The sequence below is a fragment of the Vineibacter terrae genome (assembly GCF_008039615.1).
In the GTDB taxonomy this organism is placed as follows: domain Bacteria; phylum Pseudomonadota; class Alphaproteobacteria; order Reyranellales; family Reyranellaceae; genus Vineibacter; species Vineibacter terrae.
In genome coordinates, this window is sequence record NZ_VDUZ01000017.1 from 83,344 (window position 1) to 97,781 (window position 14,438).

The window sequence follows — 14,438 nt, forward strand, 5'->3', positions numbered from 1 at the left end:
CCTTACTCCACCACCTGGACGCCCATGGACCGGGCCGACCCCTTCAGCATGCTGACGGCGGCCTCGACGGTCTCGCAGTTGAGATCGGGCATCTTGGCCTTGGCGATCTCCTCGAGCTGCTCCACCGTGACCTTGCCGACGACCTGGGTGCCGATATTCTTGGCGCCTTTCTCGATGCCGGCCGCCTTCATGATGAAATAGCTGTTGGGCGGGCTCTTGGTGACGAAGGTGAAGCTGCGGTCCTGGAAGACCGTGATCACGACCGGAATCGGCATCCCCGGTTCCAGCTTCTGCGTCCGGGCGTTGAACTGCTTGCAGAACTCCATGATGTTGACGCCCTGCTGGCCCAGCGCCGGACCGATCGGCGGCGACGGGTTGGCTTTGCCCGCCGGCACCTGCAATTTGACATAGGCCTGAATCTTTTTGGCCATTCGTGACCCTCCTACCTTATGGACGGGCGCGCGGTACGGCCATGGCAAGCCTCCCGCACGTTCTGCAGCCGCCTGAGCGGCTGGGGTGCCGCAGCTTCAAACCCTTGATATTCCAAGACATTCAAATGCTGCCGACAACAAAACCGAAAGGCCGGCAGTTGCGCCAGCCTTTCGGGAGGCGCCTCCTACCACAAACCCATCGATTTGCAAGCTTTTTCTTTACCGCGCCATCACGGAAAAACGGCCGCGACCGGAACTGCCGCCCCCTTGCTAGACCTTGTCGACCTGGCCGTAGTCGAGCTCGACCGGCGTGGCGCGGCCGAAGATCGAGACCGAGACCTTGAGACGCTGCTTCTCCTCGTCGATCTCCTCGACGGTGCCGTTGAAGGAGGCGAACGGGCCGTCCGACACTTTCACCTGCTCGCCGATCTCGAACATCACCGACGGCTTGGGCCGCTCGATGCCCTCCTGCACCTGCTTGAGGATGCGGCCAGCCTCCGCGTCGGTGATCGGCACTGGCCGGCCGGCCTTGCCGCCGCCCAGGAAGCCCGTGACCTTCGGCGTGTTCTTGACCAGGTGCCAGGTCTCGTCGGTCAGCTCCATGCGAGCCAGCACATAGCCCGGAAAGAACTTGCGCTCGGCATTCACCTTGGTGCCACGGCGCAGCTCGACGACCTCCTCGGTCGGCACCAGCACCTCGGGAATCAAGGGCGTCATGCCCTTCTTCTCCGCCTGCTCGCGGATCGACTGCGCCACCTTGTTCTCGAAGCCGGAATAGGCGTGCACCACGTACCAACGGAGCGCCATGGTCAGATCAACCTCAGCAGGGACTGGACGACCAGGGAGATGACCTTGTCGACCAGGAGAAAGAAGATGGCCGCGATGGTGACGAAGACGAACACCATGCCGGTGGTCACCATCGTCTCGCGCCGACCGGCCCAGGTGATCTTCCCGGCCTCCTGGCGCACTTCACGGACGAATTCGACGGGATTCTTCATAGTTCCGACGGGGTTGGCGGAAAGCAACCGCGCTTCCTAGCGGCGGGTCCCGCGAATGTCCAGAACGCGCTTCTCCCCGCTGAGGGCGGGGAGAAGCGAATATCTGGCAGGAGTGGAGGGACTCGAACCCCCGGCCCTCGGTTTTGGAGACCGATGCTCTACCAACTGAGCTACACTCCTAGGGTCGCGCCATCCCTACCACCGGACGGCGCAGCATAGAAGCCCTACTTGACGATCTTGGTGACGACGCCGGCGCCGACGGTGCGGCCGCCTTCGCGGATGGCGAAGCGCAGGCCCTCATCCATCGCGATCGGCTGGATCAGCTCGACCTCCATCCGCGCATTGTCGCCCGGCATCACCATCTCCGTGCCCTCGGGCAGCTTGCACACACCCGTCACGTCCGTCGTGCGGAAGTAAAACTGCGGACGGTAGTTCGTGAAGAACGGCGTGTGGCGACCGCCCTCCTCCTTCGTCAGGATGTACGCCTCGGCATGAAACTGCGTGTGCGGCGTGATCGACCCGGGCCGCGCCAGAACCTGGCCGCGCTCAACGTCCTCGCGCTTCGTGCCGCGCAGCAGCGCGCCGATGTTGTCCCCCGCCTCGCCCTGGTCCAGCAGCTTGCGGAACATCTCAACGCCCGTCACCACCGTCTTGACCGTGTCCTTCAGGCCAACGATCTCGATCTCCTCGCCGACCTTCACCACACCGCGCTCCACACGGCCCGTCACAACCGTCCCGCGACCCGAGATCGAGAACACGTCCTCGATCGGCATCAGGAACGGCTTGTCCTTGTCGCGCATCGGCTGCGGAATGTACGCGTCAACCGCCTCCATCAGCTTCAGCACCGCCTGCTCGCCGATCTCGGGCTGCTTGTCCTCCAGCGCGCACAGCGCCGAGCCACGGATCACCGGGATCTGGTCCCCGGGGAACTGGTACGACGACAGAAGCTCCCGCACCTCAAGCTCCACAAGGTCCAACAGCTCGGGGTCGTCAACCATGTCCACCTTGTTCATGAACACCACCAGCGCCGGCACCCCGACCTGGCGCGCCAGCAGGATGTGCTCCCGCGTCTGCGGCATCGGACCGTCCGCCGCTGAAACCACCAGGATCGCACCGTCCATCTGCGCCGCGCCCGTGATCATGTTCTTCACGTAGTCCGCGTGACCGGGGCAGTCCACGTGCGCGTAGTGCCGGTTCGCCGTCTCGTACTCAACATGCGCCGTCGAGATCGTGATGCCGCGCTCGCGCTCCTCAGGCGCCCGGTCAATCTGGTCGTACGCCGTGAACGTCGCACCGCCTGTCCGCGCCAGGATCTTCGTGATCGCCGCCGTCAGCGATGTCTTGCCATGGTCAACGTGCCCGATCGTTCCGATGTTCACGTGCGGCTTGTTCCGCTCGAACTTGCTCTTCGACATGGTTCAGGTGCCTCGATCAGATCACGGCCTGCGGGCCGCTTGTCACTGGCTGGCGGCGACAGCGCCACCGCGGGTTGGAGCGGGTGATGGGAATCGAACCCACGTAGCCAGCTTGGAAGGCTGGAGCTCTACCATTGAGCTACACCCGCGAACCCGCTTGGCCGGCCGCCCGCTTCCGGGGGCGCGTGGTGGAGGGGGAAGGATTCGAACCTTCGTAGGTGTAAACCGGCTGATTTACAGTCAGCTGCCATTGACCGCTCGGCCACCCCTCCGACGCTACGACACTACGCTACGCACCGGCCATCCGGCCGGCGCGGGATACAGCAAATCCAACGGCTTGCGTCAAGACAAAGACGATGCACAAGCGTCATTGGCGATGCCAGACTTCAAAAAGGCGGCCGCCGGCGTCGCCTCCCGTCGATTTGCCAAGCGAGTTGACGCCCCCTATATGGCCCCACCATGCGTCATATGAAAGACCGCTCCAAGGATCGCGGCGAGCACCGCCCACACGGGCCGCGCCGCGAGCAGCGCCCTGCCGGCCCCCTGCCCCCATCCCGTCGCGATGCCCCACGCGCGCCCGGCGGCGGACAAGTCTGGGTCTACGGCCGCCACCCGGTGCTGGCGGCCCTGGCCAACCCCGAACGCCGCATCTTTCGGCTGATGATGACGCAGGACGCCGCCGACCGTGCGGCGGCCGATCTTGCCGGCCTGCCGCAGCCGCCGCAGCCCGAGATCGTGCCGCGCGAGCGCATCGCCGAGCGCCTGCCGGCGGGCGCGGTGCATCAGGGCTTCCTCGCCGCCGTCTCCCCCCTGCTCGACGCGGCACTGGAGGACATCATCGCCGCCGCCGGGGACCGGGCCCTGGTCCTGGCGCTCGACCAGGTCACCGACCCGCACAACGTGGGCGCCATCCTGCGCTCGGCCGAAGCCTTCGGCGCCGCCGGCGTGATCGTCACGGAACGGCACGCGCCCGAGGAAACCGGCACCCTCGCCAAGGCCGCGTCCGGCGCCCTGGAACGGGTGCCGCTGGTGCGTGTCGTGAACCTCAGCCGCGCGCTCGAGCAGCTGAAGGCAGCCGGCTTCTGGGTGCTGGGCCTCGACGAGCGCGGCGACAAGGCCCTGGCCGACGCCGACATGGACGGCCGCCTCGTCCTGGCGCTGGGCGCCGAGGGCGAGGGCCTGCGGCGCCTCACCCTCGAGCACTGCGACCTGCTGGTGCGGCTGCCCATGAAAGGCGCGATGCCGAGCCTGAACGTCTCGAACGCAGCTGCGATATCACTTTATGAATTAAGTAGAAAATCTTTATTATCAGATAATTAACGGACTATCTTAAATTCCCGCATAGCTTGCTTTAGAGGCCGATACCGCGTCGACCGTTACAATCCCCGCATGGCTGTGATAGATTTATCGGCGCTTCATTCCGATGTTGGCGATCGTCATGAGCCTGCCTGCCGAGCGCTTCACCACACAATCAACCGACAAGACATCGAATGAGTGGCACCAGCAGCTCGACTTCTATGCCGGCCGGGCTGATCGCTACATCACCGAAAACTGGAGCGAGGCTGAGCATGATTGGCCCTTGGCCATCCTGCTGGGCTACATGAGCATCGCCAGGCCGGCATCGGTCCTTGATGTCGGCGCCGGCTCCGGTCGCGCACTTCACCTGATGCGTGAACGTTTCCCGGAACTGACGGTGTGCGGTGTTGAACCCTCGGCCGACTTCCGCGCCATCGGGCACCGTGAATTCAAGCTCGGCCCCGAGGAGCTACGCGACGGCGACGCCACCCGGCTGCCTTTTCCCGATGGAAGCTTCGACGTGGTGACCGAGTTCGGTGCCCTGCACCATATGCGCCATCCAGCCCAGGCAGTTGCCGAGATGGTCCGCGTCGCGCGCCAGACCGTGTTCATTTCTGATTGCAACAATTTCGGCCAAGGCAGCGCCCTGACACGAATAATAAAGCAGACGCTGCATGCCGTCGGACTGTGGCGGGCAGCCGACTGGATCAAGACGCGGGGCAAGGGCTACTCCATCACCGAAGGCGATGGATTGGCCTATTCCTATTCGATTTTCGACGATCTGCCGATCGTGCGCCGCCACTTCAGCCGTGTCATGGTCATGAATACCCAGGGCCAGGCGACCAACCACTATCGTGAAGCGCCCACAGTTGTCGTGCTGGCCGACAACCGGCCGTGGTGACTGTTGCCCTGGCTGAAATGGATCGGTACACATCGACCGAGGGTCGAATGCCGGGTTAGCTCAGCGGTAGAGCAGCGGTTTTGTAAACCGTTGGTCGGGGGTTCAAATCCCTCACCCGGCACCACGTCCTGCGCCACCAGCGGGCGCCAGACGCCCGCCGCGAGGACGTTCCCATCGTGCCGAAACCCGACAAGAAGTATCGGGTCGCCTTCATGGTGACTCATCCGATCCAGTATCAAGCGCCGCTGCTGCGCCTGATCAATGCCGACCCCGACATCCACCTGAAAGCCTATTTCGCCTCGGATTTTTCGGCGCGCCATTTCGTCGACCCGGAGTTCGGCCGCTCGATCGAATGGGACGTGCCCCTGCTGGACGGATACGAGCACGAGGTGCTGCCGGTGCTGCCCGGCCTGCGCTACCCCGATGACGCCCATTTCGACACCTGGCGGCCGTTCAGCGTCGGGCTGCGCCAGCGGCTGCGCGCCGGTCGCTTCGATGCGCTTTGGGTTCATGGCTATGCCCGGGTGCCGCATCTATGGGCGATGATGGCGGCGCGCAGCGCCGGGGTCCGGGTCCTGCTGCGCGATGAGACCAGCGCGCTCGGCCGCTCCCCCAGCCGGTCCCGCCGCGGCGCCAAGCAGGCTTTGTTCACGCTGATCGACCGGCTGGTCGATGCCTATCTCACGATCGGCACGATGAACGAGCAGCACCTGCGCGAGCTGGGAGTAGACGCACGCAAGTTCTTCCGGGTCGGCTACGCCGTCGACAACGCCTGGTTCCAGGCGCGCGCCGCCGCCGCCGGCTCTCATCGGACGACGCTGCGGGCAGAGCTGGGGCTGCCGGCGGACCGGCCGATCATGCTCTATGCCGCCAAGCTGATCGGCCGCAAGGCGCCGCTCGACCTCGTGCAAGCCTTCGGCCGCGCCATGACAGGTGTGGCGGCGGAACACCGACCGGTCCTGCTGATGGCCGGAGACGGCGATCTGAGGCCGCAGGTCGAGGCCGCCATCGCGACCCTCGAGCTCTCGGATTCGATCCGCCTGCTCGGCTTTCAATCGCAGCAGCGGCTCGCGGCGCTCTACGACCTCTGCGACGTGTTCGTGCTGCCCTCGGCGCACGAGACCTGGGGACTGGTGGTCAACGAGGTGATGAACGCCGGCAAGCCGGTGATCGCCAGCGACCGCGTCGGCGCGGCCCGCGACCTGGTGCAGGAAGGCGTCAACGGCTTCATCTATCCTTTCGGCGACACCGAGGCGCTGGCGGCGCGGCTGCGTGATGCGACGACCGACCGCACCCGCCTCGCCGCCATGGGTGTCGAAAGCCGGCGCATCATCGATGGCTGGGGTTTTGCCCAGAATCTGGCCGGCCTGAAGGCCGCCCTGGCGGCAACCGTCGGTGCGCGCTGACCAGCGGCGCTCGCCTGCGCCGCGCTCTTGAACTCTACATGCTATAACGCGTTCGCCATGGCCCAACGCCGTCTGCTGATCGCCCATCCCGGCGCCACGTCCCTGCTCTATCCGCTGGTGGCGTTGCTGCAGCGCATGGATCTGGCCATCAGCTTCGAGACATCCTTCTACAGCCGGCCGGGTGATGCCTTTGACGGCGTCGCCCGGGTTCTGCCATCCCGGCTGCGGACGCGCGCCGCCCGCGAGCTGGGACGGCGCCGCCATCCCGATATCGCTCCCACGAACATCATCACGCATCCTCTGCCCGAGCTGATCCACGTGCTGGCGGCGCGCGCCGCACCCGCCTCCATGACGTCGGCGCTCCTGCGCTGGCGCAACGCGCGCTTCGATCGGCTGGTGGCGGCACGCATCCGGCGCGAGCGGCCAGACATCTTCATCGGCTTCGACGGCTCATGCGAGGAGTCGTTGCGGGCCTGCAAGGATGCCGGCACGACCTCCCTGCTGTTCCAGGCGATCGGCCATCTGCGCAGCGGCCTGCGCATCCTCGAGGAGGAACGGCGCCTCAATCCGGAATTCGCCCAGATCCCGCTGGGCGACACCAGCGAAGGCTGGATCGAGCGCCAGACCCGCGAAGCTGTGCTCGCCGACCGTGTCATCGTGCCATCCGACTATGTCCGCGACACCATGATCGAGAACGGCCGCGATCCGGCCACGATCGATCTGCTGCCCTATCCGATCGACACCAAACGCTTCAGCCCCGCGACGCCGCCGCGCTCGGAGCATGCCCTGCGCGCGCTGTTCGTCGGCCAGATCGGCATGCGCAAGGGCGTCAAATACATCCTGGAGGCGGCCAAGCTCCTGGCGCGGCACGACATCCAGATCGGCCTGGTCGGCGGCCTGGTCGACGGCAGCGACTGGCTCAAGCCCTATCTCGGCCGCTATCGCCACATGGCCAACGTGCCCTACGCGGAGATGCCTGCGATCTTCCGCGACGCCGATATCTTCGTCTTTCCGTCGCTGCATGAAGGCTCGGCGATGGCCGTCAACGAGGCCTTGGCCAGCGGCCTGCCGGTGATCGTCACACCCAACGCCGGCAGCATCGCCCGCGACGGCGTCGAGGGCTTTGTGGTGCCGATCCGCGACCCGGCCGCCCTTGCCGACCGGATGGCGCGCCTGGCCGATGATGCCGTGCTGCGGCAGCGCATGGCAGCCGCGGCCCGCGCCCGCGCCGAGGCGCACGATGCGGCAGCCTACGGGCGGTCCCTCGCAGCCCTGCTGGATGCGCTGCCCTCCATCCGGCGATGAAGGCTCCGCCGCGGTTCAGCTATTGGCGTTCTTCGGATTGCCGGAATCCGGCGGATTAGGACCCCGCTCATCGCTTGCCCTGGGTGACGAGGCCATCTGCCGCCTGGCGACGATGTCGCCGTAGTAGCCATTCCTGCCGATCAAAGGGCGGTGCCGCGGCCCTGGTCCGATCCCGGCGGGTCGGGCAGCCACCGCCGGCCTCGGCCCCGCAGCGCCCGGTGCGGCGGCAGGGATGGGAATGCCCTGGCCGGCAGCCCGCGCGGCCATGCGCCGGTCCACGTGCGGCAGCGCCAGCATGATGCCCATCGTGAGGTAGTAATAGTAGTTCAGCGGCTCGGCATCCAATGCCCAGCCTTTCATCGACACCAGGACGATGAAGGCAGCCATCGCCGTGCCACATGCCGCGACCCCCTTCAACGCCGGCGACCGGATCTGGAACTGCGCGCGCAGGCAGCTGAGCAGCATCAGGAGCAGGCAGGCGATCAAAGCGATGAAGCCGAAAAAGCCCAGCTCCACGATCGCCTTGGCATAGTAGTTCTCGACCATCCCGCCTTCGGACTTCAGCAGGGCGGCCGTCGCTTCGTCGAGACCGTGACGGGCCCCGCCCGTGTTGGTCCCGACGCCACGGCCCAGGAGCCCGCCGCGGTCGAATGCCTCGAGGATGCCGCCGGTTCCCATCTCGGTGCTGTAGCGGGCTGTCAGCTGCCCTACTTCTCCATACATCTTGCTGCCGTCGATGCCGGAGATCGCCAATGCCGCGATCAGTCCGCCACCGACCCCGATGATGCCCTGGATCATCCCCCCGGCGCGGAACTTGAAGAACTGCACCATGACGAAAATCAGCGGCAAGAACAGGAAGTTGCCGCGCGCGCCGGACGTGAAGCCGGCCACCAGTCCGACGATCATGCTGGCCCATGTGAAGGCGCGCCATGTGCGCTCGCGCTCGACCTCCAGGAGCATGAGAAGCGGAAACAACATGAAGAAGCAGAAGACGCCGTATTGCGAGTTGTACTGGAACGTGCCGGGAATGCGGAACAGCCGGGCACCGTAGCTGTCGAAGGCACCGAACTCCGACGTCGCGATCATCGCGTAGTCGCCGAAGAAGAAGCGCGCCACGGGCTCGTAGTTGTCCATCGTGGCGCTGACAAAGAGGAAAATGCCGACCGCCCAGGGAATCCACGCGGAAACAACCAGCGCCCGCAGGAAGTTGCGCAGATCGTCCTCATGGCGAACGAACGCGGCGCCGACGATCAGCAGCGGGACGTACGACAGCCATACCTTGACGCCGATTCCGGCGACCATGAGGTTGGGAACCCCGGGATTGGCCGCGGCAAACATCACGAACAGGGCCAGGGCGCCGTACGCAGCATAGAGGAAGGAGGGTATCCGATCGTAGCGCGCCTGCTTGCTGAGCACGAAGAACGCAAGATACAGCGGCACCACGACCAGGATGTCGCGCACCAGCGTCCCCAGCGGTGACGGATAGAGGATCGCCACGACGATGCCGGTGAACGGTGTATAGGCGACAAGCCCGTACACGCCCCACCGCCAGTTGATACAGATGCCGATCCAGGCGGCGACAGCGATCGGAAGGCCCAGAAGAACCGCGATTCCCATCAGATCCTGCCCTGCTACGCCGCGCGCCGCGCGAAATCGCTGCCCGGGCGGAAGCCTGCCAGCACCTGCAGCGCCCAGGCTCGCCAGCCGCGCGTGCGCGCGTCGCGACCCGACGGCATGCCCAGCCACGTCCGCACCGGCACCTGGAACCCGCGCTTGGGCCGCCCTGCCAGCATGTCGCGCACCGGTGGCGCCAGCAACGGCGGCAGCTCCGCCTTGGTGAGCGGCGGGTCGGCCACGATCAGCGGCGCGAGATCGCGGAAGAAGCGGACATCGACGAACGGCGTGCGGATCTCCAGCGAGTGCGCCATGCCGGCCCAGTCGGCGTCACGCAGGAGCTGGTTGCGCAGGTAGAAGCTCAATTCCAGGGCCGCAACCCGGCCGTTGCCCGACCGGACGCCGTCGAGCGCCGCCGCCAGGGTGGCCTGCGAGTCGAGCGCCGCCAGGCCCTGCCGCAGGTAGTCGACATCGACCAGCGCCGGCAGCTCCCAGGGCATGAACAGGCCGCGGCGCAGCAGGTAGGCCCCGCCATAGGTGCCGCCGTACTCCAGCACCCCGGCATATTTGGGTGATGTGAAGCGCCGCAGCACCGGCTCGCTGACGATGCGGAAACCGCGTCCGAGCGCGGCCAGCGGCCCCACGCGGCCGACCAGCCGCACCATCTCCGGCACTTGGCGGAAGCTGGGATAGCCGGCGAAGACCTCGTCGCCGCCGATGCCCGACAGCGCCACCTTCAGGCCGGTCGAGGCCGTGGCCTTGCTGACGAAATAGACATTGGTGCCGTCGATGGTCGGCTGGTCCATCGCCGTCAGCAAATGATCCCGGGCGGCGGCGAACTCGGCGCGCGCGACCCAGACCGTGCGATGGTCGGTCCGATGATGCCCGGCGATCTGGGCCGCGACGGTGGTCTCGTCGTTATCGGTGCCGCGGTACTCGTCGAAGCCCAGCGTCACGCTGCGCAGGGCCTGCGCCGATTGCGGCGCGGCGAACTGCGCCACCAGCGAGGAATCGAAGCCGGCCGACAGGAACATGCCCACCGGCACGTCGGCCACCATGTGGTGCTTCACGGTATCGGCAATGCAGTTCCGCAAATGGTCGATGCGAGCCTGGCCCGTGGGGGCCGGCCGATCCCGCTCCGCCTCCGCCAGAACCGAGGCGACGGCATGGAAGCGGCGGACCGCCGGTAGCTGCCCTTGCGCAACGGTCATCGTATGGCCGGCAGGCAGGGCCCGGATGCCCTTGTAGAGGGTGAAAGGCTCCGGCACCGAGCCCCACAGCAGGAAGCCGATATCGCCTGCCGGCTCGGGTGTGGTGTCGATGCCGCCACCCGCCAGCAGCGCCTTCACCTGCGAGGCAAAACGCAGCGTGCGGCCGTCGTCGGCAACATAGAGCGGCTTGATGCCGAAGGGATCACGCGCGAAGAACATGGCGCGCCGCTCGCGGTCCCAGATCGAGAGCGCATACATGCCGCGCAGGCGGTCGACCATCCCCGCGCCGTGCAGGTCATAGAGGTGCAGCAGGACCTCGGTGTCGGATTGCGACACAAACCGCCGGCCGGCCGCCTCGAGCCCGGATCGCAGCTCCCGATAGTTGTAGATCTCGCCGTTATAGTTGGCGACCAGGCGACCGCCGTCGAAGCTCATCGGCTGCCAGCCGCCCGGGCCGGGATCGATGATCGCCAGGCGGCGCTGGGCGAACAAGGCGGTTCCGTCGTCGCTGGCCCAGACGCCCTCGCTGTCAGGTCCGCGCGCCGCCATGGTAGCTGACATGCGGGCGACCACAGCCTGGTCGTCAGGTCGGGGGCCTGTGCCGTAGTGGAGCAAACCGGCAATGCCGCACACCAAAGCCTCGCTTCCCGGCCCAAACCCGACGCGGCCGGTGTCGGTCGCCAGACACAGAATGGCAATAAATTGTAGTATTTTTAATAACTTATGCTAAGTACGCTGAACAATCAATCATTTGTGCACCAGACTCCCGCAATGCGAATCCTTCACCTGATCGCGACGCTTGCCCGCGAAAGCGGCGGCCCTGCCCAGGCCTGCCTGGAGATGGCCCGCGCCGTGGCCGCGCGTGGCCACGAGGTGACGATCTACACCACCAACTGGGCCAGCAACGGCGTCGAGCCCGTCCCGACCTCGGTCCGGCTACAGCAGGACGGGGTCAACGTCACCTATTACCCGGTCCATTTCCCGCGCTTCTGGAAACCGTCGCTGGCGATGGCATCGGCGCTGCGCCGGGACCTGGCGCAGTTCGATGTCGTGCATCTGCATTCGCTCTACATGTTCCACGACTGGCTGGGAGGGCGCCTGTGCCAGCGCCTGGGCGTCCCCTATATCGTGCGCCCGCACGGCATGCTCGATCCGTACATCCGAAGCCGCCATCGCGCCCGCAAGCAGCTGGTGGAAACGCTGTTCCAGAACCGCGTCCTGCGGCAGGCGACCGCCATCCACTACACCAGCGACGTGGAACGCGAGATCAGCCAGCCGTTCGATGGCGGCGCGCCCGCCCGGATCGTCCCCTTGGGCGTCGACCTGTCCGGCTTCGACAGCCTGCCGCCAGCCGAGCGCTTCTACCAGATCTGCCCGGAGACCCGAGGCCGGCGTGTCATCCTGTTCCTGAGCCGGCTCCATTTCAAGAAAGGGCTGGACCTGCTGATCCCGGCTTTCGCGCGCCTGGCGGCAGAGGATCCGTCGCTGCACCTGGTGATCGCCGGCCCCGACGACGGCATGCTGGATCAGTGCAAGGCCTGGACGCGGCGCGACGGCGTGCCCGACCGCGTGAGCTTCCCCGGCATGCTGCGCGGCGAGGACAAGCTGGCGGCCTTCGCCGCCGCATCCGTCTTCTCCCTGCCCTCCTACAGCGAGAACTTCGGCATCGCTGTCGTCGAAGCCATGGCTGCCGGCCTGCCCGTGGTCATTTCCGACCAGGTCAACATCTGGCGTGAGGTTCAGGCAGGGGGTGGTGCGCTGGTGGTGCGCTGCGACGAGCAGAAGCTGACCCTGGCGCTGGCCACGGTGCTGCGCGATCCGACATTGGCCGGCGACCTGGCCCACAAGGCGCGCGACACGGTGCAGCGTCTCTACCGCTGGGACAACGTTGCCGTCGCGCTGGAGGCCATGTACGAGGACGCCGCGGCACGACGCAGCGGCGTGCCGGCGGCCGCGGCTGCATGATGTCTGCGGCGTTCACGTCCCGCGCCGACCGGTAGGCGCGGGTCACCGAAAAGATTCTCGCCGCACACGCCTGAGGCACGCTAGGTGCCGCGACGGCAGGAGGACAGGCATGGCGCGTAGCGTTGTGGTGACCGGCGGCGCGGGCTTTATCGGCAGTCAGATCTGCAAGCGTCTGGCATCGGCGGGCATCGTTCCGGTCGCCTACGATACTCTGGAGAAGGGCCATGACTGGGCCGTGCGCTGGGGACCGCTGGAACGCGGCGACATCGGCGACGGGGTGCGTCTGGCCGAGGTTCTGACCCGTCACAAGCCCGAAGCGATCATCCATCTCGCCGGCTACATCGAAGTCGGCGAATCGATGCGCGATCCCGAACGCTACTGGCACAACAACACGACCAAGACCCAGACCCTGATCGAGACGGCCGAGGCGCACGGCGTCGAGCGCTTCGTCTTCTCCAGCACCTGCGCCATCTACGGCACGCCCCGGACGCCGCTCCTGGCCGAAACGCACGGCTTCAAGCCGGCCAGCGTCTACGGCGAGACCAAGCTTGCCGTCGAGCAGATGCTGCGCGCGCCACAGCGCCGGATCCGCAGCCTCGCGCTGCGCTACTTCAACGCTGCCGGCGCTGATCCCGACGGCGAGGTCGGCGAGGCGCACGACCCCGAGTCGCACCTGATGCCGCTGGCCATCGACGCGATGCTGGGCATGGGCCAGCCGCTGTCCGTCTTCGGCGACGACTACGACACGCCCGACGGCACCGGCGTGCGCGACTTCGTGCATGTCGCCGACCTGGCCGACGCCCACGCGCGCGCGCTCGACTACCTTGCCGACGGCGGCACGGCCACGGCGCTCAACGTCGGCAGCGGCCAGGGCTACAGCGTGCGCCAGCTGATCGACGCCACGGCCCGGATCGCGGGCCGGCCGGTGCCGCACAGCGTCGGGCCGCGCCGGCCCGGCGATGTCGCCAAGCTGGTGTGCGACACAGCGCTGATCCAGCGCGAGCTGGGCTGGTCGCCGACCTTGGGCCTGGAGGCCCAGATCGAGCATGCGCTGCGCTGGCGCCGCCAGATGCCACGGCCGTCATAGCCACGGACGCAAGGTCAGGTAGGCGCCCAGCGCCAGCAGGCCCAGCAGGAACCAGCGGCGAAATGTCACCGGCTGCACGCGCAGGCGCAGATATTGCCCGGCGAGCATGCCGGCCAGCGCCGGCACCAATGCCAGCAGCGACGTCCCGGCCAGCGGAGCGGCAAACGCGCCGTCGCGCGCCAGCCCCGCCGCCAGGGCCACGGTCGAGACGGTGAAGGACAGGCCCAGCGCCTGCACCAGCGCCTCCTTGTCGAGGTCCAGCGCCTGCAGGTAGGGCACGGCCGGGATCACGAACACACCGGTCGCGGCCGTGATCAGCCCGGTGGCCGCCCCGACGACGGGCGACAGCCAGGGCTCGGCGCGGGCCGGCACATGCAGTCGAACGGCGGCAAGGCTCACCAGGGCATAGACGACCAGCGCGATGCCCAGCCCGACCGTGGCGCGGCCGGCGCCCTCCCCGGTCAACCACCCCGCCCCGGCCCAGGTCCCGGCGCAAACGCCCAGCATCATCAGCCACAGCCGGCGCAGCAGCGGCCACATTCGGGGGCCGGCCACCAGCTGCCAGACGTTGGTGACGAACGAGGGAATGATCAGCAGCGCCGCCGCCTGCGCCGGCGCCATGATCGCCCCCAGCAGCCCCATCGCCACGGTGGGCAGCCCCAGGCCGATGACACCTTTCACGAAACCGGCCAGCAGGAACACCGCCGCGATGGCTGACAACAGCAGGATGGATGCTTCGGACATGCCCTCGACTTGCAGCGCCGCGCCGCCGGGCACAATGTGGAAGCCGTTGAGCCAGCCTTCGTCCT

13 protein-coding genes and 4 tRNA genes are annotated in these 14,438 nt (G+C 67.0%); 7 read left to right on the plus strand and 10 right to left on the minus strand.

Translation table 11 applies throughout. The annotated features are described in order from the left end of the window. Nucleotides 1-2: 2 nt before the first annotated feature. The 7 genes from rplK to FHP25_RS16395 all read right to left on the minus strand — a co-directional run bounded on the left by rplK (nucleotide 3) and on the right by FHP25_RS16395 (nucleotide 3,116). Nucleotides 3-431, minus strand: coding sequence for a 50S ribosomal protein L11 (gene rplK / locus FHP25_RS16365; RefSeq protein WP_147848019.1), 429 nt, complete (start codon nucleotides 429-431; stop codon nucleotides 3-5). 270 nt (nucleotides 432-701) lie between these two features. Next, on the minus strand, nucleotides 702-1,238 hold the full coding sequence (gene nusG, locus FHP25_RS16370; RefSeq protein ID WP_147848020.1) for a transcription termination/antitermination protein NusG: 537 nt from the start codon (nucleotides 1,236-1,238) through the stop codon (nucleotides 702-704). Between the two features lie 2 nt (nucleotides 1,239-1,240). After that, entirely contained in the window at nucleotides 1,241-1,456 is a 216-nt protein-coding gene (secE, locus tag FHP25_RS16375; protein ID WP_331461686.1) for a preprotein translocase subunit SecE, read from the minus strand. 77 nt (nucleotides 1,457-1,533) lie between these two features. Next, a tRNA-Trp gene (locus FHP25_RS16380) sits at nucleotides 1,534-1,609 on the minus strand. 44 nt (nucleotides 1,610-1,653) lie between these two features. Continuing rightward, nucleotides 1,654-2,844: an elongation factor Tu gene (gene tuf, locus FHP25_RS16385; RefSeq protein WP_147848011.1), complete on the minus strand. Its 1,191-nt coding sequence runs from the start codon at nucleotides 2,842-2,844 to the stop codon at nucleotides 1,654-1,656. A gap of 75 nt (nucleotides 2,845-2,919) precedes the next feature. Beyond that, nucleotides 2,920-2,993: transfer RNA gene (locus tag FHP25_RS16390), tRNA-Gly, on the minus strand. A gap of 37 nt (nucleotides 2,994-3,030) precedes the next feature. Beyond that, nucleotides 3,031-3,116: transfer RNA gene (locus tag FHP25_RS16395), tRNA-Tyr, on the minus strand. 196 nt (nucleotides 3,117-3,312) lie between these two features. Here FHP25_RS16395 and rlmB point away from each other — a divergent pair. The 5 genes from rlmB (at nucleotide 3,313) to FHP25_RS16420 (ending at nucleotide 7,752) form a co-directional block, all read left to right on the plus strand. Continuing rightward, nucleotides 3,313-4,164, plus strand: coding sequence for a 23S rRNA (guanosine(2251)-2'-O)-methyltransferase RlmB (gene rlmB, locus FHP25_RS16400; protein WP_178133567.1), 852 nt, complete (start codon nucleotides 3,313-3,315; stop codon nucleotides 4,162-4,164). A 118-nt stretch (nucleotides 4,165-4,282) separates the two neighbouring features. After that, complete coding sequence (locus FHP25_RS16405) at nucleotides 4,283-5,041, plus strand: class I SAM-dependent methyltransferase (protein ID WP_178133568.1); 759 nt, start codon at nucleotides 4,283-4,285, stop codon at nucleotides 5,039-5,041. A gap of 49 nt (nucleotides 5,042-5,090) precedes the next feature. Then, a tRNA-Thr gene (locus tag FHP25_RS16410) sits at nucleotides 5,091-5,165 on the plus strand. Between the two features lie 52 nt (nucleotides 5,166-5,217). Then, nucleotides 5,218-6,447, plus strand: coding sequence for a glycosyltransferase family 4 protein (locus FHP25_RS16415; RefSeq protein ID WP_147848024.1), 1,230 nt, complete (start codon nucleotides 5,218-5,220; stop codon nucleotides 6,445-6,447). Between the two features lie 57 nt (nucleotides 6,448-6,504). Next, on the plus strand, nucleotides 6,505-7,752 hold the full coding sequence (locus FHP25_RS16420; RefSeq protein WP_147848025.1) for a glycosyltransferase family 4 protein: 1,248 nt from the start codon (nucleotides 6,505-6,507) through the stop codon (nucleotides 7,750-7,752). Between the two features lie 15 nt (nucleotides 7,753-7,767). Here FHP25_RS16420 and FHP25_RS16425 read toward each other — a convergent pair whose 3' ends face one another. Both FHP25_RS16425 and asnB read right to left on the minus strand, forming a co-directional pair. Further along, nucleotides 7,768-9,369, minus strand: coding sequence for a hypothetical protein (locus FHP25_RS16425; protein WP_147848026.1), 1,602 nt, complete (start codon nucleotides 9,367-9,369; stop codon nucleotides 7,768-7,770). Between the two features lie 14 nt (nucleotides 9,370-9,383). Beyond that, a complete protein-coding gene (gene asnB, locus FHP25_RS16430; RefSeq protein ID WP_178133569.1) occupies nucleotides 9,384-11,210 on the minus strand; it encodes an asparagine synthase (glutamine-hydrolyzing) in 1,827 nt (608 codons plus the stop codon). A 138-nt stretch (nucleotides 11,211-11,348) separates the two neighbouring features. Between asnB and FHP25_RS16435 the strand changes: the two genes are divergently transcribed. Continuing rightward, nucleotides 11,349-12,542, plus strand: coding sequence for a glycosyltransferase (locus tag FHP25_RS16435; RefSeq protein ID WP_178133570.1), 1,194 nt, complete (start codon nucleotides 11,349-11,351; stop codon nucleotides 12,540-12,542). 109 nt (nucleotides 12,543-12,651) lie between these two features. Further along, nucleotides 12,652-13,629, plus strand: a complete 978-nt coding sequence (gene galE, locus FHP25_RS16440; RefSeq protein WP_147848029.1) for a UDP-glucose 4-epimerase GalE — start codon at nucleotides 12,652-12,654, stop codon at nucleotides 13,627-13,629. Here the strand turns inward: galE and FHP25_RS16445 are convergent. Further along, nucleotides 13,624-14,373, minus strand: a complete 750-nt coding sequence (locus tag FHP25_RS16445; protein ID WP_147848063.1) for a sulfite exporter TauE/SafE family protein — start codon at nucleotides 14,371-14,373, stop codon at nucleotides 13,624-13,626. The genes galE and FHP25_RS16445 overlap by 6 nt on opposite strands. Nucleotides 14,374-14,438 lie beyond the last annotated feature (65 nt).

Bases quoted from the DNA above. Each gene is read 5' to 3' on its own strand.
- rplK (WP_147848019.1), bottom strand. From the start codon at position 431: ATGGCCAAAAAGATTCAGGCCTATGTCAAATTGCAGGTGCCGGCGGGC.
- rlmB (WP_178133567.1), top strand. From the start codon at position 3,313: ATGAAAGACCGCTCCAAGGATCGCGGCGAGCACCGCCCACACGGGCCG.
- FHP25_RS16435 (WP_178133570.1), top strand. From the start codon at position 11,349: ATGCGAATCCTTCACCTGATCGCGACGCTTGCCCGCGAAAGCGGCGGC.
- galE (WP_147848029.1), top strand. From the start codon at position 12,652: ATGGCGCGTAGCGTTGTGGTGACCGGCGGCGCGGGCTTTATCGGCAGT.
- FHP25_RS16425 (WP_147848026.1), bottom strand. From the start codon at position 9,369: ATGGGAATCGCGGTTCTTCTGGGCCTTCCGATCGCTGTCGCCGCCTGG.
- FHP25_RS16405 (WP_178133568.1), top strand. From the start codon at position 4,283: ATGAGCCTGCCTGCCGAGCGCTTCACCACACAATCAACCGACAAGACA.
- tuf (WP_147848011.1), bottom strand. From the start codon at position 2,844: ATGTCGAAGAGCAAGTTCGAGCGGAACAAGCCGCACGTGAACATCGGA.
- FHP25_RS16445 (WP_147848063.1), bottom strand. From the start codon at position 14,373: ATGTCCGAAGCATCCATCCTGCTGTTGTCAGCCATCGCGGCGGTGTTC.
- FHP25_RS16420 (WP_147848025.1), top strand. From the start codon at position 6,505: ATGGCCCAACGCCGTCTGCTGATCGCCCATCCCGGCGCCACGTCCCTG.
- nusG (WP_147848020.1), bottom strand. From the start codon at position 1,238: ATGGCGCTCCGTTGGTACGTGGTGCACGCCTATTCCGGCTTCGAGAAC.